Genomic DNA, 18,799 nt, shown 5'->3' with positions numbered 1-18,799 from the left:
CCATGACCATCACGATGTCGCGCGCGATGTCCCATGACAGGCCGGCCACGGGCGAGCCGCTGCTCGAAGTGGAGGACCTCCATACGCATTTCGACACGCTCACCGGGCCGGCCCGCTCGGTCAACGGCGTCTCGTACACCGTGCGCGCCGGCCAGACGCTGGGCGTGGTGGGCGAGTCAGGCTGCGGCAAGAGCGTGACGGCGCTGTCCATCATGCGGCTGTTGCCCACGCCGCCGGCACGCATCCGCGGCGCGGTGCGGCTGCGCGGCACGGACCTGTTGCAGCTCAGCGAACGCGAGATGCGCCGCATCCGCGGCAATCGCGTCTCGATGATCTTCCAGGAGCCGATGACCTCGCTGAACCCGGTGCTGACGATTGGCCGCCAGATTGCCGAAACCGTGCGGCTGCACCAGGGCGCGAGCCGCGCCGACGCGCTCAGGCGCGCGGTGGAAATGCTGCGGCTGGTGCAGATCCCCGAGCCCGAGCGCCGCGTCAACGAGTACCCGCACCAGCTTTCGGGCGGCATGCGCCAGCGCGTGATGATCGCGCTGGCGCTGGCCTGCAACCCCGAGGTGCTGATCGCCGACGAACCCACCACGGCGCTCGACGTGACCATCCAGGCGCAGATCCTGGACCTGATCCGCCGCCTGCAGCAGGAACTGGGCATGGGCGTGGTGATGATCACGCACGACCTGGGCGTGGTGGCCGAATGCTGCGACCGCGTGATCGTGATGTACGCCGGGCTCAAGGTCGAGGAAGCCAGCGTCACCGAGCTGTTCGACCGCCCGCTGCACCCCTACACCCGCGCGCTGATGGCATCGATGCCGTCGATGAACACCAGCAGCCGGCGCCTGGCCGAAATCCCCGGCCTGGTGCCCTCGCCACAGGAAGCGCGCCGCGGTTGTGCCTTCGCGGCACGCTGCGCGCATGCCAACGCGCGCTGCGCGCGCGAGCTGCCGCAGCTCACGCGCCACGGCGGCGACCATGCGGTGGCCTGCTTCGCCGTCGAGGAAGGCCGCATCGAATGCAACCCACAAGACCAGGAAGCCATCGCATGAGCACGACCTCCGCCACGCCATCGCCCCTGCTCAAGGTCGACCGCCTGAAGAAGCACTACCTCGCACCGCGACGCTGGCTGGCACCGGGCAGGCCGCCGATCCAGGCGGTGGACGGCGTGTCCTTCACCGTGGAGCGCGGCGAGACGCTCTCGCTGGTCGGCGAATCCGGCTGCGGCAAGACCACCACTGCCAAGTCGGTGCTGCGCCTGATCGAGCCGACTTCAGGCTCGGTGCAGCTCGACGGCGAGGAACTGCTGGGGCTGCCGGCAAGCGCCATGCGGCAGCGCCGGCGCGACCTGCAGATCATCTTCCAGGACCCCTATGCCTCGCTCAGCCCGCGGCTGACGGCGGGCGAGATCGTGGGCGAGCCGCTGCGCAACTTCGGCCTGCAGTCGCGTGCCGAGCGCAACGAGCGCGTGCAATGGCTGTTCAGCAAGGTCGGCCTGCGGCCTGAAGCCGTGCGCAAGTTCCCGCACGAGTTCTCCGGCGGCCAGCGCCAGCGGCTGGGCATCGCGCGCGCGCTGGCACTCAACCCGAAGCTGATCGTCTGCGACGAGCCGGTATCGGCGCTCGATGTTTCCGTCCAGGCGCAGGTGGTCAACCTGCTGATGGACCTGCAGGCCGAGTTCGGCATCGCCTACCTGTTCGTCGCGCACGACCTGGCCGTGGTGCGTCATATCAGCCACCGGGTCGCCGTGATGTACCTCGGCCAGATCGTCGAACTGGCCGACCGCGACACCTTGTTCTCGGCGCCGCGCCACCCCTATACGGAGATCCTGCTGTCCGCCGTGCCGGTGCCCGACCCGCGCAAGCCCGCGCGGCGCCTGCTGCTGCAGGGCGATCCGCCCAGCCCGGCCAATCCGCCGGCGGGCTGCCGCTTCCACACGCGCTGCCCGCATGCGCAAGCCCGCTGCAAGGAGCAGGCCCCCTTGCTGACCGAACGTCCCTCCGCCACCGGCATCCACCAGGTGGCCTGCCATTTCCGCTGACCGCTACGCTCCAGCCAAGGAAAGGAATCCCATGTCCGACCCCACCTCTGCACACACCCCGCACTATGACCTGCTGATCGCCGGCGGCACCGTGATCGACGGCAGCAAGGCACCCCGCTTCAGCGCCGATATCGGCGTGCGCGACGGCTGCATCGCTGCGATCGGCGACCTCGCCGGGCACACGGCCGACCGCGTGCTGGATGCAACGGACCTGATCGTCGCCCCAGGCTTCATCGACGCGCACACGCATGACGACCAGGCGGTGCTGTCGCAACCCACCATGCCGTTCAAGGTCTCGCAGGGCGTCACCACCGTGATCGCCGGCAACTGCGGCATCAGCGCCGCGCCGCTGCGTGCCGACATGGATCTGCCGATGCCGCTGAGCCTGATCGACACACCGGCGCAAGGCCGCTTCACCACCTTCGCCGCTTACCTGGACGCGCTGCGCACCATGCCGAGCTCGGTCAATGTAGCCGCCATGGTCGGGCATTCGACCTTGCGCGCGGTCACCATGGCGGCGCTGGACCGGCCAGCCGATGCCAAGGAGATCGCCGCCATGCAGGCGCTGGTCGAAGAAGCCATGCAGGCCGGCGCGATCGGCGTGTCGACCGGCACCTTCTACCCGCCCGCCGCCATGGCGACGACCGAGGAGATCATCGAAGTCTGCCGGCCGCTCAGTGCCCGCAAGGCGCTCTATGTCACGCATATGCGCGACGAGTCAGACCACGTCATGGCCTCGCTCGACGAGACCTTCCGCATCGGCCGCGAGCTCGACGTGCCGGTGGTGGTGTCGCACCACAAGGTGCAGAGGCAGGCCAATTTTGGCAAGAGCCAGGTAACCCTGCCCTTTATCCGCGAGGCCATGAAGCACCAGTGCGTGTCGCTCGACTGCTACCCGTACACGGCCGGCTCCACCATGATCCGCACCGACCGCGGCATGCTCGACGGCCGGGTGCTGATCGCCACCAGCGAACCGCACCCCGAATGCGCGGGCCGCGATCTCGACGACATCGCCACGGAATGGGGCGTGCCCAAGGACGAAGCCGCGCGCCGCCTGCAGCCAGGCACCGCGATCTACTTCCAGATGGACGAGGATGACGTCCAGCGCATTCTTGCCTTCGACGAAACCATGATCGGCTCCGATGGCATCCCCGTCGGCGCCAGCCCGCATCCACGCCTGTGGGGCACTTTCCCGCGCATACTGGGGCACTACTGCCGGGAGGTCGGCCTGTTCCCGCTGGAGACGGCGGTCTGGAAAATGACCGGGCTGACGGCGCGCAACTTCGGCCTGCACCGGCGCGGCACGCTCGCCGTGGGCAATCATGCCGACATCGTCGTTTTCGATGCGGCCAACGTGCGCGATGCCGCCAGTTACGAATCCCCCACCCGGCCAGCCGAAGGCATCGACACCGTGATCGTCAACGGCGCTGTTACCTGGCGGCACGGCGCGCACAGCGCGGCGCGCAACGGACAGGTCATCACGCGGCCAGCTAGTTCTGAGGCGGGAAACGCGGCGCCTGTCCACGGTTCCCGCCCTGCCTGAAGCCAGAAGCGAAGCCTTCGGCGGATCAGAACTTGGGAATACGCAAAGTCTTGCTGACCATCAGCGTGCCCGACAGCGCGAACAGCAGCACCAGCGGATGCAGCACCGCGGGGCCAAGCTGCCAGGCACCGCCCGGCAGGTCGCCGCCAAGGCGGCCGGCCCACGCGCACCAGGCCAGCACCGCGGTCAGCAGCACGCTGGTGGGGATCGGCGTGCCTTCGAAGTACGCGACCTTGCCGCTGTCGCTGCCGGCGGCCAGCGATTCGGCGGTGACGTTGAAGCGCGCCAGCCGGCTCACGCCGCAGCAGACAAAGTAGATCAGCACGGCCAGGTCCCAGCCGCCGCGCATGCCGGCGGCAAAGGCCAGCGTGGCGGGGCCGACGCCGAAGGAGATCACGTCGGCCAGCGAATCCAGCTCACGCCCCAGCGCGGAATGCGCATGGCGCCAGCGCGCGATGCGGCCGTCCAGCACGTCGAAGATAAACGCCAGCGGCGCCAGCGCCGCGGCCGTGAAGAAATGCGCGAGCCGCTGGTCGGCAACGAAGAACATGGCGAAGAACACCGACCCCATGCCGCACGCTGCATTGCCCAGCGTAAAGACATCGGCGAGCTGCAGCTCGCGCAGCATCGAGAAATGGCGGGGACGCTCCGGCCGGGTGTTCATGGCGCGCGTTTGCGGGATTTACAGGACCTTGGACACGTGGTGCACATTGGGCGGGGCGGCGAAGGTCTCGCCCACCAGTGCGCGCCACTGCTGGAATTCGGGCGACTCGCGGAAACCGACCATATGGTCTTCCACCGTGTCCCAGTCGACCACCAGCGTGTACTGGTCCGGCTGCTCGACCGAGCGGAACAGCTGCACGCCGTGGCAGCCGTGCGAGCGCAGGAACAGCGGCGTGGCCTGGCTCACGCCTTGCTCGAACTGCTTGTCCATGCCGGGCTTGATGGTGAGTTGGGCGATTTCCTTGATCATGGCGGTATGACAGTGTGAAGTGGATGCCGGCGCGCCGGCGGGGGGTTGCTACTACCTTAGCACGATCGCAGTGTCACATGCCTGTCTTAAGCATTCCGTTACATGGGGGGATTAGCATCGCCTGCTCTGCCACAACCTTCAAAAGCCGCCATGCGAAGCCATCTGCCTGAACGCTCCGCCGCCCGGGCCATGATCCCGGTCCTCGCCGCCCTTTGCCTCGTTGGTCTTGCGCCACGCGCGCATGCTGCGCTGCAGCCATGCGGCGCGCCGTCGACGTCGATTGCGGAGATCCAGGGCAGCGGCGCCGCATCGCCGCTGGCGGGCCGCATGGTCGAGGTCGAGGCCATCGTCACCGCGGATTTCAGCGGACCGGACGGCCTGCGCGGGTTCTTCCTGCAACAAGCTGATGCACAGCGGCTGAACCGGCCCGGCGTTTCCGAAGGGCTGTTCGTCTACGCGCCGCGCACGTCCGCACGCGCCGGCAACCTGCTGCGCGTGTCCGGAAAGATCGAGGAAAAATTCGGACAAACGCAACTGGCGCTGTCGGGCCCGCCGGCCGTCTGTGCCGGCGGGCAAACGGTGACGCCGGCAACGCTGAGCCTGCCCGTTGCGGGCGATGCGGAACTGGCCGCGCGCGAAGGCATGCTGGTGCGGCTGCCGCAGACGCTGACCGTCAGCGAGACCCATGAACTGGCGCGCTACGGCACGCTGGCGCTGAGCTTCGGCCGTCCGCTCGCGCCGACGCAGGCGGCGCTGCCCGGCGCACCGGCCATGCAGGCCGCCGCCGCCAATGCGCGCAACCGGCTGCTGCTCGACGATGGCTCGAACCGCCAGTACCCGGCCGTGGTCCCCTACCCGCCGCCCCAGCTTGCCGCCAGCCATCCGCTGCGCGCCGGCGCTGCGGTCAGCGGCGTGCTGGGCGTGCTGGAAAAACGCCACGGCCAGTGGCGGCTGCAGCCGGTGCCGGGCGCTGCCGCACCGGTATTCCAGGATTCCAATCCGCGCCGCGGCGCCCCGCCACGGCATGCCGCCGCGACGCTGCGCGTGGCGGCGTTCAACGTGCAGAACTACTTCAACGGCGATGGCCAGGGCGGCGGCTTCCGCTCGCCCGACAATCGCGGGGCGCAAAGCGCCGAAGCGCTGGCACGGCAAGAGGCCAAGCTGGTGGCCGCGCTGCGCGGACTGGATGCGGACGTGATCGGGCTGATGGAATTGCAGAACAACGGCTACGGCCAGTACAGCGCCGTGCGCCAGCTGGCCGCGCGGCTGGGCCCCGACTGGCGCGTGCTCGATCCCGGCACGCCGGCGCTTGGCGGCGATGCGATCGCGGTGGGGCTGCTGTACAACGCCCGCAGCGCCGAGCCGGTCGGTCGCGCGGCCACCACCTGGCTGGGCGCGCGCCATCGCCAGCCGCTGGCGGGCAGCTTCCGCGCGAAGGCGGGCGGTGCGCCGGTGACGGTGGTGGTCAACCACCTGAAGTCCAAGAACTGTGCGGAAGCCACCGGCCTGCAGCTCGACCAGGGTGACGGCCAGGGCTGCTGGAATCCCGCACGGGTGCAGGCGGCCGAGGCGCTGGCCTCGTGGCTTGGCACTACGCCCACTGGCGCGGCCGGCGCCGGCGTGCTGGTCATCGGCGACCTGAACAGCTATGCGATGGAAGACCCGGTGCGATTACTGGCGCAGCGCGGCTATGCGGACATGGTGGCGAAATGCGTCGGGCCGCGCGCCTACAGCTACGTCTACAACGGCCAGACGGGGTATCTTGACCACGCACTGGCCGATGCCGTGGCGGCGCGGCAGGTGGTGGCGGTACATGAATGGCATATCAACGCCGACGAGCCGGTAGCGTTCTCCTATGCCCCGCCGCCAGGCGCGCCCACGGTGCCCGCCTACTATGCGCCCGACGCGTACCGCTCTTCCGATCACGATCCGTTGCTGATCGACCTGCACTGACAGGCGCCCCGGCGCAATCAGCAAGTCGGGGGGCACGATCACGCCGCCGCGCGTCGGCCGATCAGCCCCCTGGCCAGATAGAGCACCACCAGCAGGTTGGCCGCCGCCAGCCCGCCGTGCAGCCAGCTCGGATGCACAAAGGCCTCGTACAGTTCCAGCGGGATATAGATCCCGCCGGACCAGACGCCGAGCCAGTTGCCCCACGCCAGCCCGCGCCACAGCCCGTACGCTTCGGCAAAGCGCATCAGCGCATAGACCGCCGCCGAACCGCCGATGGCCCACAGCCGCGCGTTGTCGGGATGCGATAGCAGCGACAGGAAGATGGTGGGATAGCGGCTGGCGGGATTGACGTGCAGGCGCTGGATGATGGCCTCGGCCAGCGCCTGCGCGTCGCGGTGCAGCAGCGCCACCAGGCCCAGGCCAGCCACGATCACCAGCAGGCCCTTGGCGGCCTCGAACAATGCAATGCCCTTCAGGCCCAATGCGCGCTGTGCGCCCTGCTTTGCCATGCGGTGTTCCCCGTTCGGATGCAAGAAATGCGAAGCCGGTATTGTGCAACACCGGCATGGGGAAACCGCGCGGAGGAAGGTTGCTGGCTTGCGCTTCAGCGCCCGTAGTCGCGCTCGCGCATCGGGCCGTCAGCATCGATGCCGCCGCTGGCGGCAAGCGGCCCGTCGACGGTAAGCGGTCCCGCCACCGTCAGGTCGCCGTTAACCACCATATCGCCATGGACCGTCAGCGGCCCCTTGAACACCTTCACGTAGCCGCCGCGATACGGCAGCGCGCGCGCACTGACCGGCCCGGTGAAATAGGCCGCGGTCAGCGGGCCGCTGGCAAAGACCCGGCCGGCGACGGTCAGCGTGCCGTGTACCGTCACCGGTCCCTGCACCTGCGCCGAGCCGCCGATGGTGATCGAGCCGGATTCATGCGGCTGCGCGCGCAGCGGGCCGGCGCTCAGCAGCAGCGCCAGCGCCAGTGAAGCGGCGGCTGAAAAACGCCACGACCGCAAAGACAGCCCGTGGGCCTCAGGGCGAAGCGTTGGGGACGACATGATGTGGCCTCCTCCATGTGGCCGCCTGCAGCCCTGCCTAGCGCTGCAGTTTCTGGTATGTGCCGATCAGCTCGGCATTGCCCAGCACGTGGTCTTGCATCGCCCGCTCCAGCGCTGCCTTGTCCGGCGTGCCGAGGTCCGGCAGCTCCACGTCCAGCGCATACAGCTTGAAGAAGTAGCGGTGCCGGCCGATCGGCGGGCACGGGCCGCCATAGCCGGTGCGGTGCCAGTCGTTGAGCCCTTCGCGCGTGCCGGCGGGCAACCCGGCCTTGGCGATGTCGGCCGGCAGCGACTCGGCATGCGGCGGCAGGTTGTAGAGCAGCCAGTGGACCCAGGTCATTTTTGGCGCGGCGGGATCCGGCGCATCGGGATCGTCGACGATCAGCGCCAGGCTGGCCGTGCCGGGCGGCAGGCCGGACCAGGCCAGCGGGGGTGAGATGTCCGCGCCTTCACAGGTGTGCTGCGCGGGAATCTCGCCGCCCGCTGGAAATGCGGTGGATTGCAGTAGGAACGGCATGATGGCCTCGGGGAAAACGCTCGGGGGCGGTGGTTCCAACTTAGGCCGGATCGCTGCCCCCTGCAAGGCGCGGCAAGGAGCCGCATCCGGGCCCACGGGGCCGTCCGTGACCACTACGGCGCCTGCGGTGCCTCCAGCAGCGCCTTGAGCCGCCTGACGGCTTCGGTGGATTCGGCCTGGATGTCCTGGCGCAGCGTGAGGCGGTTGATCAGCGCAAAGAGCAGCGTGGGCGACCGGTAGCGGAACTCGCGCTCGAAGCGCGTGCTTTCCGCGGATGGCGTCAGCGACGGCGTCATGGCCGGCGTGAGCCTGTAGGTGATGGTACCGACCCGGCGCCCGTTGACCATGCCGTCGATCGACCATGTGCGCGGCCTCTGGCTTTCGATGACGGTCCAGACCACCACGCCGCCGCGTTCCGCGATGATGAAGGTCTCGGTCACGCGCTCGCCATGGCGCAGCGGATGGTCGGTCGCCCCCGCCACCTTGAGCGACGCCGGATGCCATTTGGGCCAGTTCTCCGGCGTGGTCACGTAGTCGAACACCTGCGCCGGGGGGCGGGCGATCATCACTTCGTCGTGGATATGGGTCCGGTCTGCCCATGGCAACGGCACCAGCAGCGCCGCCACGGTGATCGCAGCAAAGATCAGCCCCCGGATCGGTTTCCTGTATCGACGAAGCATGGCGGCGCGACAAGACGCATCCAGCGCTGCATCCGGAGCGCAACCGTGCGCCCCGGATGCATGACGCAATGCTTCCAGTGTAGTGATTCGGTGGCATCGCGCCAGCCCCGCCGGGCGTTACTGCGCTGGCTTTGCCACGTCAGGCGCCGGCTGCGCGGCCACCACCGTCTCCGGCACCGGGCCCCAGCCGCCGCCCAGACGGCGGATCAGCGACACCGTTGCGGCAGCGCGCAAGCCCGCTACCTGGTTGGCTTCGCGCTGTGATTGCAGCACGGTGCGGTCGGCATCGATCACCGTCAGGTAGTCGACCGCGCCGGCGTCGTAGCGGCTGCGCGAGATCCGCGCCGCGCGCCGGGCGCCGCCAAGTGCGCTGTCCAGCGCGCCGGCCTGCTGGCTGAGCCAGCGCACATCGGCCAGGCTGTCTTCCACTTCGCGGAATGCCACCAGCACGGTCTGCCGGTAGCTGGCCACGCTTTCTTCATGCGCGGCGCGCGCGCCGGCCAGGTTGGCGCGGTTGCGGCCGCCGTCGAAAAGGGTCTGGCCGATGGTGGTGCCGACCAGCGGCCCCAGCATCCAGGTGCGCGACGACCACTTGAACAGGTTCGACAAATCCGCCGACTCGAAACCGAACAGCCCGGTCAGCGTGATGCGCGGAAAGAACGCCGCCTTGGCCACGCCGATGCGGGCATTGGCCGCGGCCATCAGGCGCTCTGCCTGGGCGATGTCGGGACGGCGCTCCAGCAGTTCGGACGGCAACCCTGCGGGAATCGCGATCGGCGCTGCATCGAACGGCTTTGCCGGCAGCGAGAACGCCGCCGGCGGCACGCCGGTGAGCACCGCCAGGGCATGCTCCTGGTTGGCGCGGCGGCGCTCGATGCCGGCCAGGTCCGCGCGCGCGGTGCCCAGCTCGGCTTCGGCGCGGGCCGGGTCGAGGTCGGTGGTTTCGCCGGCGTCATAGCGCTTCTTCAGCAGCGACAACGCGTCTTCGCGCAGCTTGATGGTGGCGTTGAGCAGGTCGCGCTCGCTGTCCAGCGTGCGCAGCGCGAAGTACGCCTGCGCCACGTCGGCCTGCAGCGCGAGCTGCACCGAGCGGTACAGGTCCCCGGCGGCCTCGCCTTCGGCCCGCGCGGCGTTGACGCTGGAGGCGACGCGGCCGAACAGGTCGAGCTCATAGCTGGCAAACGCGCGTGCCTTCAGCACGGTCTGCGGCGGCACCCGCGTGCCGTGCGGCAGGCCCTGCGACGCGGCCGACGGCTGCGAGCGGGTCGGGTCCAGCCCCACGCTCAGTTGCGGGTAGAGATCCGCCTCGGTGGCGCCCGTGAAAGCCCGCGCCTGCTTCAGGCGGGCCGCGGCGATGGCGAGGTCCTGGTTGGACGAGCCCGCGGCGGCGATCAGGCGGTCCAGCTCGGGATCGCCGAAGATCTTCCACCACTCGCCGCGGTGCTGGCCTTCGGCCGGCGTCGCGGTTTTCCATTGCGCGCCTTCGGCCTGCGCCGCCTCGGCTTCCTTGAAGGCCGGCACCGTGGCGGTTTCCGGCACCTTGTAGGTCGGCGCCAGCGAGCAGCCAGCCAGTACTAGCGCCGCGGCCAGCGTTGCCAGTTTAGGCAACCATTGGTATGTCGAAAATGCGGTCGAAAATGCAGGGGCATTCATGTTGATCACCATTATTCAGCCGATGCCGTCAGTTGCGCGCCTTGCTCTTGCGTGGCCGCGCGGCGCTGGCCGCGCGTGGCCAGCAGGCGCAGCGCCACATAGAACACCGGCGTCAGGAACAGCCCGAAGAAAGTCACGCCGAGCATGCCCGCGAACACCGCCACGCCCATCGCATGGCGCATCTCGGCGCCGGCGCCGCTCGAGACCACCAGCGGCACCACGCCCATGATGAACGCGAACGACGTCATCAGGATCGGGCGCAGGCGCAGGCGGCTGGCTTCGATCGCGGCCTGCACCACGGTGCGGCCGTGATGCTCAAGCTCGCGCGCAAACTCCACGATCAGGATCGCGTTCTTCGCTGACAACCCCACCAGCACGATGAAACCGATCTGCGTGAAGATGTTGTTGTCGCCTTGCGTCAGCCACACGCCAGTCATCGCTGCCAGCAGGCTCATCGGCACGATCAGGATCACCGCCAGCGGCAGCGTCAGGCTTTCGTACTGCGCGGCCAGCACCAGGAACACCAGCAGCACGCACAGCGGGAAGATCCACACGCCCGCATTGCCGGCCAGGATGTCCTGGTAGGTCAGCTCGGTCCACTCGAACTTGATGCCCTTGGGCAGCGTCTCGGCAGCAATGCGCTCGGCAGCGGCCTGGGCCTGGCCCGACGAGAAGCCGGGCGCGGGCCCGCCGTTCATGTCGGCGGCGGTAAAGCCGTTGTAGCGCACCACGCTGTCCGGGCCAAAGCCCTGCTTCACCTGCACCAGCGACGACAGCGGCACCATGTCGCCGGCGGCGTTGCGCGTCTTCAGTTGCAGGATGTCCTCGGCATGGGCGCGGAACGGCGCGTCTGCCTGCACCTTGACCTGATATGTACGTCCGAACTTGTTGAAGTCGTTGACGTAGGCCGAGCCCAGGTAGGTCTGCAGCGTGTCGAAGACCTCCGTCACCGGCACGCCCAGCTGCTTGGCCTTGACGCGGTCCAGCTTGACGTCGAGCTGCGGCACGTTGACCTGGTAGTTGCTGAAGATGCCGGTCAGTTCGGGCGTGGCGCGCGCCTTGTTGGCAAACGCGTTGGTCGCCTCGAACAGCGCGTCATAGCCCAGCGCCGCGCGGTCCTCGATCATCAGCTTGAAACCACCGATGGTGCCCAGGCCCTGCACGGGCGGGGGCGGGAACACCGCGATAAACGCATCCTGGATCGCCGCGTACTTCTGGTTCAGCTGCTGCGCGATGGCAGCACCCGACAGGTCGGCGCTCTTGCGCTCGTCAAACGGCTTGAGCGTGGCGAACACGATGCCGGCGCTCGGGCTGTTGGTAAAGCCGTTGATCGACAGGCCGGGGAACGCCACCGCCGATTCCACGCCCGGGTGCTTCAGCGCGATCTCGCTCATCTTGCGGATCACGTCCTCGGTACGGTCCAGCGTGGCGCCGTCGGGCAGCTTGGCAAAGCTCACCAGGTACTGCTTGTCCTGCGCCGGCACGAAGCCCTTGGGCACCAGCTGGAACACGCCCCAGGTCAGCGCCAGCATCACGGCGTAGACACCGAACACCGAACCCTTGCGGCGGATCACACCCTTCACGCCACGGCCATAGCTTTCAGCGCTGCGGCCGAAGAAGCGATTGAAGCGCTTGAAGAAGCCGCCGAACACCCGGTCCATCCAGCGCGACAGCCAGTCCTTGGGCGCGTCGTGGCTCTTCAGCAGCAGGGCCGACAGCGCCGGCGACAGCGTCAGCGAGTTGAACGCCGAGATGATGGTCGAGATCGAGATCGTCAGCGCGAACTGCTTGTAGAACTGGCCGGTCAGGCCCGTCATGAACGCCAGCGGCACGAACACGGCGATCAGCGTCAGCGCGATGGCAATGATGGGGCCGCTGACCTCGCGCATGGCCTTGTAGGTGGCTTCCTTCGGCGTCAGCCCCTCTTCGATATTGCGCTCGACGTTCTCGACCACCACGATCGCATCATCGACCACGATACCGATGGCCAGCACCAGCCCGAACAGCGACAGCGCATTGATCGAGAAGCCGAACGCATGCATCAGCCCGAAGGTACCGACGATCGACACCGGCACCGCCAGCAGCGGGATGATCGACGCGCGCCAGGTCTGCAGGAACAGGATCACCACCAGCACCACCAGCGCGATGGCCTCGAACAGCGTGTGCGTCACCGCCTCGATCGAGTGGCGCACGAACTGCGTCGGGTCATAGACGATGCTGTAGTCGATGCCGTCCGGGAAGTTCTGCTTCAGTTCTTCCATGGTCTTGCGCACGTCATCCGAAATCTGGATGGCGTTGGAGCCCGGCGCCTGGAAGATGGGTATGGCCACTGCCGGCTTGTTGTCCAGCAGCGAGCGCAGCGCATACTCGGACGCGCCCAGTTCGATGCGGGCGATGTCCTTCAGGTACGTGACCGCGCCGTCGGCGGAAGTGCGCACGACGATATCGCCGAACTCTTCCACGGTGCTCAGGCGCCCCTGCGCGTTGACCGACAGTTGCAGGTCGGCGCCCGGCAGCGACGGCGACTGGCCGATCACGCCGGCAGCCACCTGCACGTTCTGCTCGCGGATAGCCCTGATCACGTCGCTGGTAGCGAGCTGGCGCTCGGCCATCTTCTCGGGGTTGAGCCACACGCGCATGGCGTAGTCGCCCGAGCCGAACAGCTGCACCTGGCCCACGCCCTGGATCCGCGCCAGGCGGTCCTTGACGTTGATCACCGCGTAGTTGCGCAGGTACGTCATGTCGTAGCGGTCGTTGGGCGACACCAGGTGGACCACCATGGTCAGGTCAGGCGAACTCTTGACCGTGGTGATGCCCAGCCGGCGCACGTCTTCAGGCAGCCGCGGCTCGGCCTGCGACACGCGGTTCTGCACCAGCTGCTGGGCCTTGTCCGGGTCGGTGCCCAGCTTGAAGGTCACGGTCAGCGTGAGCAGGCCGTCGCTGTTGGACTGCGACGACATGTACAGCATGTCTTCGACGCCGTTGATCTGCTCTTCCAGCGGCGATGCCACCGTCTCGGCAATCACCTTGGGGTTGGCGCCCGGGTACTGCGCGCGCACCACCACCGACGGCGGCACCACTTCCGGGTACTCCGAGATCGGCAGCTTGAACATCGATATGGCGCCGATCAGGAAGATCAGCACCGACAGCACCCCCGCGAAGATGGGGCGGTCGATAAAGAATTTTGAGAGATTCATGTTGGTCTCTGCTAAAGCGATCCCCTGGCGGCCCGCCAGGGGCGGGCACCATCAACAGCTGGGGGAACGATAAAAACTACGGGTGCACCAAAGCCGTCCGAACTAGCCCAAGCAAGGTGTTCTCCCTCTCCCCTCAGGGGAGAGGGCCGGGGTGAGGGGTGGTCTAGCAAGGCACCACAACAAGCGAAGCCAACGGTTTTAACCCACAGGCCTCAGCCGTTGACGCTCCTGCCCTCACCCCCTGCCCCTCTCCCGCAAGCGGGAGAGGGGAGCAAATCGCCGCAAGCTGTGCTGCGCTCAACTCACCGGCTTTGCTTCAGCCTCGCCCTTCTCGCTCGCCGCCTGCTTGCGGTCCGGCGCATTGCCGCGCGGTTCCAGTTCGCTGCGGTAAGCCATGGCGACAGTCTTCGGCTGCACCGTATCGCCCGGCCGCACGCGCTGCAGGCCGTTGACGACGATGGTCTCGCCCGCCTTCACGCCCTTGCGGATCACGCGCAAGCCTTCGTAGTTGGGTCCGAGCTCCACTTCGCGGTAGATCAGCTTGTTGCTCTTGTCGAGCACCAGCACGAACTTCTTGCCCTGGTCGGTGCCGATGGCGCGGTCGTTGACCAGCACCGCCGGGTGCGGCGCGCCGCCGCCCAGCTTGACCTTGGCGTACAGGCCCGGCAGCAGGCGCCCGTCTTCGTTCTGAAACACCGCACGCACGCGGATGGTGCCGCTGCGCGGGTCCAGGCGGTTGTCGACCGACTGGATCTTGCCTTCGTGCGGATGGCCGTCCTCGTTGGCCAGCCCCAGGAAGACCGGCAGGTTGGCCTGGCCGCCGCCGGCACCCGGCGCGGTGTAGCGCAGGTAGCTCTGCTCGTCGATCTCGAAGCTGGCATAGACCGGCGATACCGACACCACCGTGGTCAGCGCCGGTGACGCCGCGCCCGGCGCCACCAGGTTGCCGACAGTGATTTCAGCACGCGACACGCGCCCCGCCACCGGCGCGGTGATGCGGGTGTACGCCAGGTTCAGGCGCGCCGATTCCAGTGCCGCCTGCGCGCCGCGCACGTTGGCGCCGGTTTCGCGGGCAGCGTTGATGCGTTCGTCGAACTCGCGGCGCGAGATCGCGTTGTCATCCAGCAGCCGCTGGGCGCGCGCCTGTTCGGTTTGAGCGTGAGCGGCGCGCACCTGCGCGGCGGCCAGCGCGGCTTCGGCGCGGGCCACCTCCGCGGCATAAGGACGCGGGTCGATGGTGAAGAGCGGATCGCCCTTCTTCACCAGCGCGCCTTCGCGGAAGTGCACGGCGTCGATGGTGCCGCCGACGCGCGGGCGGATCTCCACCCTCTCAACCGCCTCGAGGCGGCCGGAGAACTCGTCCCACTCGGTGATGGTCTGGCCGACCGCCGCGGCGACTTCAATCGACGGCGCGGGCGGCGGGGTGTTGGCATGGGCTTCGCCGCCATGCCAGGCGCCACGCAGGGCCGCGGCGGCCACGCCGGCGCCCAGCACCACGACAATGGCGAGCGCAATCAGGGTATGTCTTTTCTGCTGCTGCATTTCTCAAACTCCTGGTTCGGGTTTTCTTCAACCGGAAAAGCAAAATGGCCGAACGCCGCCTGCCGGTCCGCGAAAGCGGACCGGAACCATGGCCAAACTGATGGTCGGACTCAGGACCGCCACCACAATCGGGCGGTCCAGGCTCTGGCCGAAGCAGAGCCGGCTGGCGATTATCTGGAGCGGCTCAGCCGGGGGGCTCGGCTCCAGGCCGGCTGCGATCAGGCAGGCCGGCGTTCAGTCAGGATGAGGTATCGTCGGCCGCGGCCAGACATCGCCGCAGGAACCGCGCACCTTCGTCGACCCATGCCTGACAACTCTCATGGGTCTCTTCCACGCCGTCGCCGCAGGCGCCGGGCATGATCATGGCTTGGGCCGGCACACCGGCCTTGCCCAGGCGCCCGGCGAAGGCTTCGCCTTCGGCACGCAGCGCATCGAATTCCGCTACCTGGACCAGCGTGGGCGGCAGCCCGGCCAGCCGCGACGCCAGCGCCGGCGCGGCATACGGATGCACCGTATCCGCCGGCGTGGGCAGGTAGTCGCGATAGTTGCAGGCCAGGCGCCGCAGCGTTTCCATCGGCACCTGTCCGCCGTCATAACCCGCGCACGAGGCATGCTGCAGGCACGGGTCGGTTACCGGACGGATCAGCCATTGGCCGCGCGGCTGCGCGGTGCCGCGGTCGCGCAGCATCTGGGCCAGCGCGATCGCCAGGTTGCCGCCGGCTTCTTCGCCCACCAGCGCGAAGCGGGTCTTGTCCACCTTCAGGCGCCTGGCGTTGCGCAGCACCCATTGCACCGTGCTGTGCGCGTCCTCCGGCGCCGCCGGGAACGGATTGTCCGGCGCCAGCGAGTACGCCGGCGTTACCACCACCGCCGGCACCGTGGTGGCCAGGTCCTGCACCAGCTTTTGCGCCTGCTCCAGGCCGCCATCGACAAAGCCGCCGGCATGCAGGTACACCAGCCAGGGCAACAAGGCCGCGCCCTCGGCGCCCGGCGCGGGATAGCCCGGCGGGTAGCACACGCACACCGAGATCTCGCGCCCGTCGCTGGTCACCGTATGCTCGGCCACGCGTGGCTGCGCCTGGCCCGCTGCGCTGGCGGCGGGCCTTCTGACGGCATGGGAGCGTGGGCCTGGCTTCTGTGGCATGGCGTCCGGCGCACGGCGAATACGATGCGCTTGAGTGTTGCGATGCAACGAATTATGGTGATTGACGAGGATGGGATAAAGCAAGAGATCGCCAATGCACTGTTCCGCGATTGGAATAATCGGCAACAACGCTGTCATGGCCCGGCGCCGGCCCGCCATCGTCCGCGCCATTGCCCCCGCCACTGCCCAAATCCCCACGCATGACAAGGTCTTGGAAATTGTGATTCACTCCGGCTCTCGGCACGCGCGGCGGTCTGCCAGGCCGGTGCGCGCCCGGTCGGAAACGGGGACTTTCCCCGTGGCACCGGACGCCCTGACAAACCCATGCCGGAGAGCACGCGCCCAGCCAGCGCGTCATTCCGGTGCCAGCCAGCCGGCAGATTCCCCACAACAACAACCAACCAGCAGCGGCCCGCACGCGCCACGAGCGCGGGTGGCAGCGCCGTTCGGATCTATCGTCGGAACCTCATCATGGACCGTCTCGTATCAATGCAGGCATTCACCCGGGTCGTGGACGTCGGCAGCTTTGCGCGCGCCGCGGAGTCGCTGGACTTGCCCAAGGCCACGCTGACCCGGCTGATCCAGAACCTGGAAACCCACCTGGGCGTCAAGCTGCTGCACCGGACCACGCGCCGCATCAGCGTCACCAACGACGGTGCCGCCTATTACGAACGGTGCGTGCGCATCCTGGCCGATGTCGAGGAAGCCGAGCAGTCGCTGACGCGGCATAACAACTCGCCGCGCGGCACGCTGTCGGTGGATACCACCGCGGCGCTGGCACAACTGGTACTGGTGCCGAACCTGCATGACTTCTTCCAGCAGTATCCGGAGCTGAAGCTCGACCTGACCATCAACGGCAAGCCCATCGACCTGCTGCAGGAAGGCGTCGACGTGGTGCTGCGCGTGGGCACACCGGTGGAGGAGTCGATGGTGGCCCGCCGCATCGGCCATGTACAGCTGGCGTTCTACGCATCGCCGATCTACCTGAACCGCTTCGGCACGCCGCGCGACCTGGCCGAGCTGGCACAGCACAAGGCGGTGAACTTCCTCTCCAACCGCACCGGACGCGAAATGCCTTGGTCGATGGCGCGCGGGATGGAACGCAGCGAGGTGCTGCTGTCCTCCGCGATCTCGACCAACGATGCCGAGGTCTACCTGGGCTGCACGCTCGAAGGCCACGGCGTGGCCCGCGTCTCGCGCGCGATGGCGGAGCCTTACGTCAACAGCGGCCGGCTGGTGGAAATCCTGTCCGACTGGCAGACCGACGACCTGCCGATCTCGGCGATGTATCCGCAGAACCGGCACCTGTCGGCCAAGGTGCGGGTGTTCGTCAACTGGGCGGCGGACCTGTTCTCGCGCCATCCGCATTTTGGTGCGGCACAGCAGCGGCTGGCGGTGGCGGCCTGAAAGGGCAAGCACAGCGGGGAATGGGCGCGGCAATCCGCCAGCGGCGCGGGTCCGCGGCGTCATGTAGGACAAAACCGGAAATCCGCCAGGCGCCGGCCGACCTATACTGTTTCTTCCGAAATCACGACAACAAGAAGGGTTCCGATGAAACAAGTGCTTACCCCCCTGGCTGTTTGCCTCGCCGCCACCGTGGCACTGGCCGGCTGCGCCGGCGGCAGGACCTCCTCGGCCTCATCCAGCGCCGCTGGCACATCGAGCGCGGCCAGCGCGTCCGCTACCGCCGGCACGGCGCGGGCCACGGCCACGCTGCAGCCCAAGAGCGGCACCAATACCGCCGGCACCGTGACCTTCCAGCAGCAACCCGGCGGCGTGATGATGACCGCGTCGATCACGGGCCTGCCGCCCAATTCGGTCCACGGCTTCCACGTCCATGAAAAGGGCGACTGCTCCGCGCCCGACGCGATGAGCGCCGGCGGCCATTTCAACCCCACCGGCAAGCCGCACGGGCAGATGACCATGCCCGACCACCACGCCGGCGACATGAACAACTTGACCGCCGACGCCAGCGGCAACGTGCGCGTCAGCATGCTGCTGCCGGACCTGTCGGTGGGCACCGGCGCCAACAGCGTGATCGGCCGCGCGGTGGTGGTACACAAGGATCCGGACGACTACAAGACGCAGCCGACCGGGAATGCGGGCGGGCGCATTGCTTGCGGGGTGGTGGCCGCTTCCTGACCGCGCCTCGATACGATGCTGCGCTTCCCGAGCGCGGCCTCAGATCTGATCGAGCAGGCTGCGCACGATATCGGCCAGCCGCCCGGCGCGCTGGCGCCCCTTGGCGTCCAGCTCCATGCCGCTGCCGCTGGCCAGCGCCTTCAGGCCGAACAGCGCATCGCCGACATCGCGCCAGCCCGGATAGTCGGCATGGATCTGTTCCAGCGCGGCGGCGCCTGCGGTGACCTGCGCGGCATCCGGCGTGTTGCCGGCCGCCAGGTCTTCCAACGCCATGGCGGCGTCGACCAAGCCTTTGCGGTTCATTCCTGTCTCCCCTGTATCGCCTGTTGTCATGGCCGCCACGAGGGCGGCGACAAC

The 18,799-nt window shown here is 68.2% G+C and carries 17 protein-coding genes; 6 read left to right on the top strand and 11 right to left on the bottom strand.

Annotation, left to right across the window (positions count from 1 at the left end):
• Window positions 1–2 precede the first annotated feature (2 nt).
• From AB1I47_RS10860 to AB1I47_RS10850, 3 genes are read left to right on the top strand one after another with little or no spacing between them, the layout of a single operon-like run.
• A complete protein-coding gene (locus tag AB1I47_RS10860; RefSeq protein ID WP_354683756.1) occupies window positions 3–1,058 on the top strand; it encodes an ABC transporter ATP-binding protein in 1,056 nt (351 codons plus the stop codon).
• The gene (locus tag AB1I47_RS10855) at window positions 1,055–2,047 is read left to right on the top strand and encodes an ABC transporter ATP-binding protein (RefSeq protein WP_354683755.1); all 993 of its coding nucleotides are present in this window, start codon (window positions 1,055–1,057) and stop codon (window positions 2,045–2,047) included. Before AB1I47_RS10860 ends, AB1I47_RS10855 begins: the two co-directional genes overlap by 4 nt.
• Before the next feature lie 31 nt (window positions 2,048–2,078).
• Window positions 2,079–3,590 (top strand): N-acyl-D-amino-acid deacylase family protein, encoded by a 1,512-nt coding sequence (locus AB1I47_RS10850; protein ID WP_354683754.1) that lies wholly within the window; start codon window positions 2,079–2,081, stop codon window positions 3,588–3,590.
• A gap of 25 nt (window positions 3,591–3,615) precedes the next feature.
• Here AB1I47_RS10850 and AB1I47_RS10845 read toward each other — a convergent pair whose 3' ends face one another.
• On the bottom strand, window positions 3,616–4,254 hold the full coding sequence (locus AB1I47_RS10845; protein ID WP_354683753.1) for a CDP-alcohol phosphatidyltransferase family protein: 639 nt from the start codon (window positions 4,252–4,254) through the stop codon (window positions 3,616–3,618).
• Window positions 4,255–4,272: 18 nt separating this feature from the next.
• Window positions 4,273–4,563, bottom strand: coding sequence for an antibiotic biosynthesis monooxygenase family protein (locus AB1I47_RS10840; RefSeq protein WP_354683752.1), 291 nt, complete (start codon window positions 4,561–4,563; stop codon window positions 4,273–4,275).
• A 189-nt stretch (window positions 4,564–4,752) separates the two neighbouring features.
• Here AB1I47_RS10840 and AB1I47_RS10835 point away from each other — a divergent pair, with 189 nt between their 5' ends.
• Entirely contained in the window at window positions 4,753–6,516 is a 1,764-nt protein-coding gene (locus tag AB1I47_RS10835; RefSeq protein WP_354683751.1) for an ExeM/NucH family extracellular endonuclease, read from the top strand.
• 38 nt (window positions 6,517–6,554) lie between these two features.
• On the opposite strand, the gene AB1I47_RS10830 is transcribed toward AB1I47_RS10835, so the two are convergent.
• From AB1I47_RS10830 to AB1I47_RS10795, 8 genes are all read right to left on the bottom strand, one after another.
• Window positions 6,555–7,025, bottom strand: a complete 471-nt coding sequence (locus AB1I47_RS10830; protein ID WP_354683750.1) for a DUF2127 domain-containing protein — start codon at window positions 7,023–7,025, stop codon at window positions 6,555–6,557.
• Between the two features lie 95 nt (window positions 7,026–7,120).
• A complete protein-coding gene (locus AB1I47_RS10825) occupies window positions 7,121–7,567 on the bottom strand; it encodes a hypothetical protein (RefSeq protein ID WP_354683749.1) in 447 nt (148 codons plus the stop codon).
• 37 nt (window positions 7,568–7,604) lie between these two features.
• Complete coding sequence (locus tag AB1I47_RS10820) at window positions 7,605–8,084, bottom strand: YbhB/YbcL family Raf kinase inhibitor-like protein (protein WP_354683748.1); 480 nt, start codon at window positions 8,082–8,084, stop codon at window positions 7,605–7,607.
• A gap of 113 nt (window positions 8,085–8,197) precedes the next feature.
• Window positions 8,198–8,764, bottom strand: coding sequence for an SRPBCC family protein (locus tag AB1I47_RS10815; protein WP_354683747.1), 567 nt, complete (start codon window positions 8,762–8,764; stop codon window positions 8,198–8,200).
• Between the two features lie 117 nt (window positions 8,765–8,881).
• Complete coding sequence (locus AB1I47_RS10810; protein WP_354683746.1) at window positions 8,882–10,429, bottom strand: efflux transporter outer membrane subunit; 1,548 nt, start codon at window positions 10,427–10,429, stop codon at window positions 8,882–8,884.
• A complete protein-coding gene (locus AB1I47_RS10805; RefSeq protein WP_354683745.1) occupies window positions 10,429–13,614 on the bottom strand; it encodes an efflux RND transporter permease subunit in 3,186 nt (1,061 codons plus the stop codon). The genes AB1I47_RS10810 and AB1I47_RS10805 overlap by 1 nt, the downstream gene beginning before the upstream one ends.
• A gap of 297 nt (window positions 13,615–13,911) precedes the next feature.
• Window positions 13,912–15,156, bottom strand: a complete 1,245-nt coding sequence (locus AB1I47_RS10800; protein ID WP_354683744.1) for an efflux RND transporter periplasmic adaptor subunit — start codon at window positions 15,154–15,156, stop codon at window positions 13,912–13,914.
• A 238-nt stretch (window positions 15,157–15,394) separates the two neighbouring features.
• Window positions 15,395–16,222, bottom strand: a complete 828-nt coding sequence (locus AB1I47_RS10795; protein ID WP_407935823.1) for an alpha/beta hydrolase — start codon at window positions 16,220–16,222, stop codon at window positions 15,395–15,397.
• A 549-nt stretch (window positions 16,223–16,771) separates the two neighbouring features.
• Here AB1I47_RS10795 and AB1I47_RS10790 point away from each other — a divergent pair.
• Complete coding sequence (locus AB1I47_RS10790) at window positions 16,772–17,707, top strand: LysR family transcriptional regulator (protein ID WP_354683742.1); 936 nt, start codon at window positions 16,772–16,774, stop codon at window positions 17,705–17,707.
• 144 nt (window positions 17,708–17,851) lie between these two features.
• Entirely contained in the window at window positions 17,852–18,442 is a 591-nt protein-coding gene (locus AB1I47_RS10785) for a superoxide dismutase family protein (RefSeq protein WP_354683741.1), read from the top strand.
• Window positions 18,443–18,481: 39 nt separating this feature from the next.
• On the opposite strand, the gene AB1I47_RS10780 is transcribed toward AB1I47_RS10785, so the two are convergent.
• On the bottom strand, window positions 18,482–18,745 hold the full coding sequence (locus AB1I47_RS10780) for a hypothetical protein (RefSeq protein ID WP_354683740.1): 264 nt from the start codon (window positions 18,743–18,745) through the stop codon (window positions 18,482–18,484).
• Between the last annotated feature and the right edge of the window lie 54 nt (window positions 18,746–18,799).

Source organism: Cupriavidus necator, from assembly GCF_040578825.1.
GTDB lineage: Bacteria > Pseudomonadota > Gammaproteobacteria > Burkholderiales > Burkholderiaceae > Cupriavidus > Cupriavidus necator_E.
Note: the sequence above shows the minus strand (reverse complement) of the source record. Positions and strands in the feature narration are given on the sequence as shown.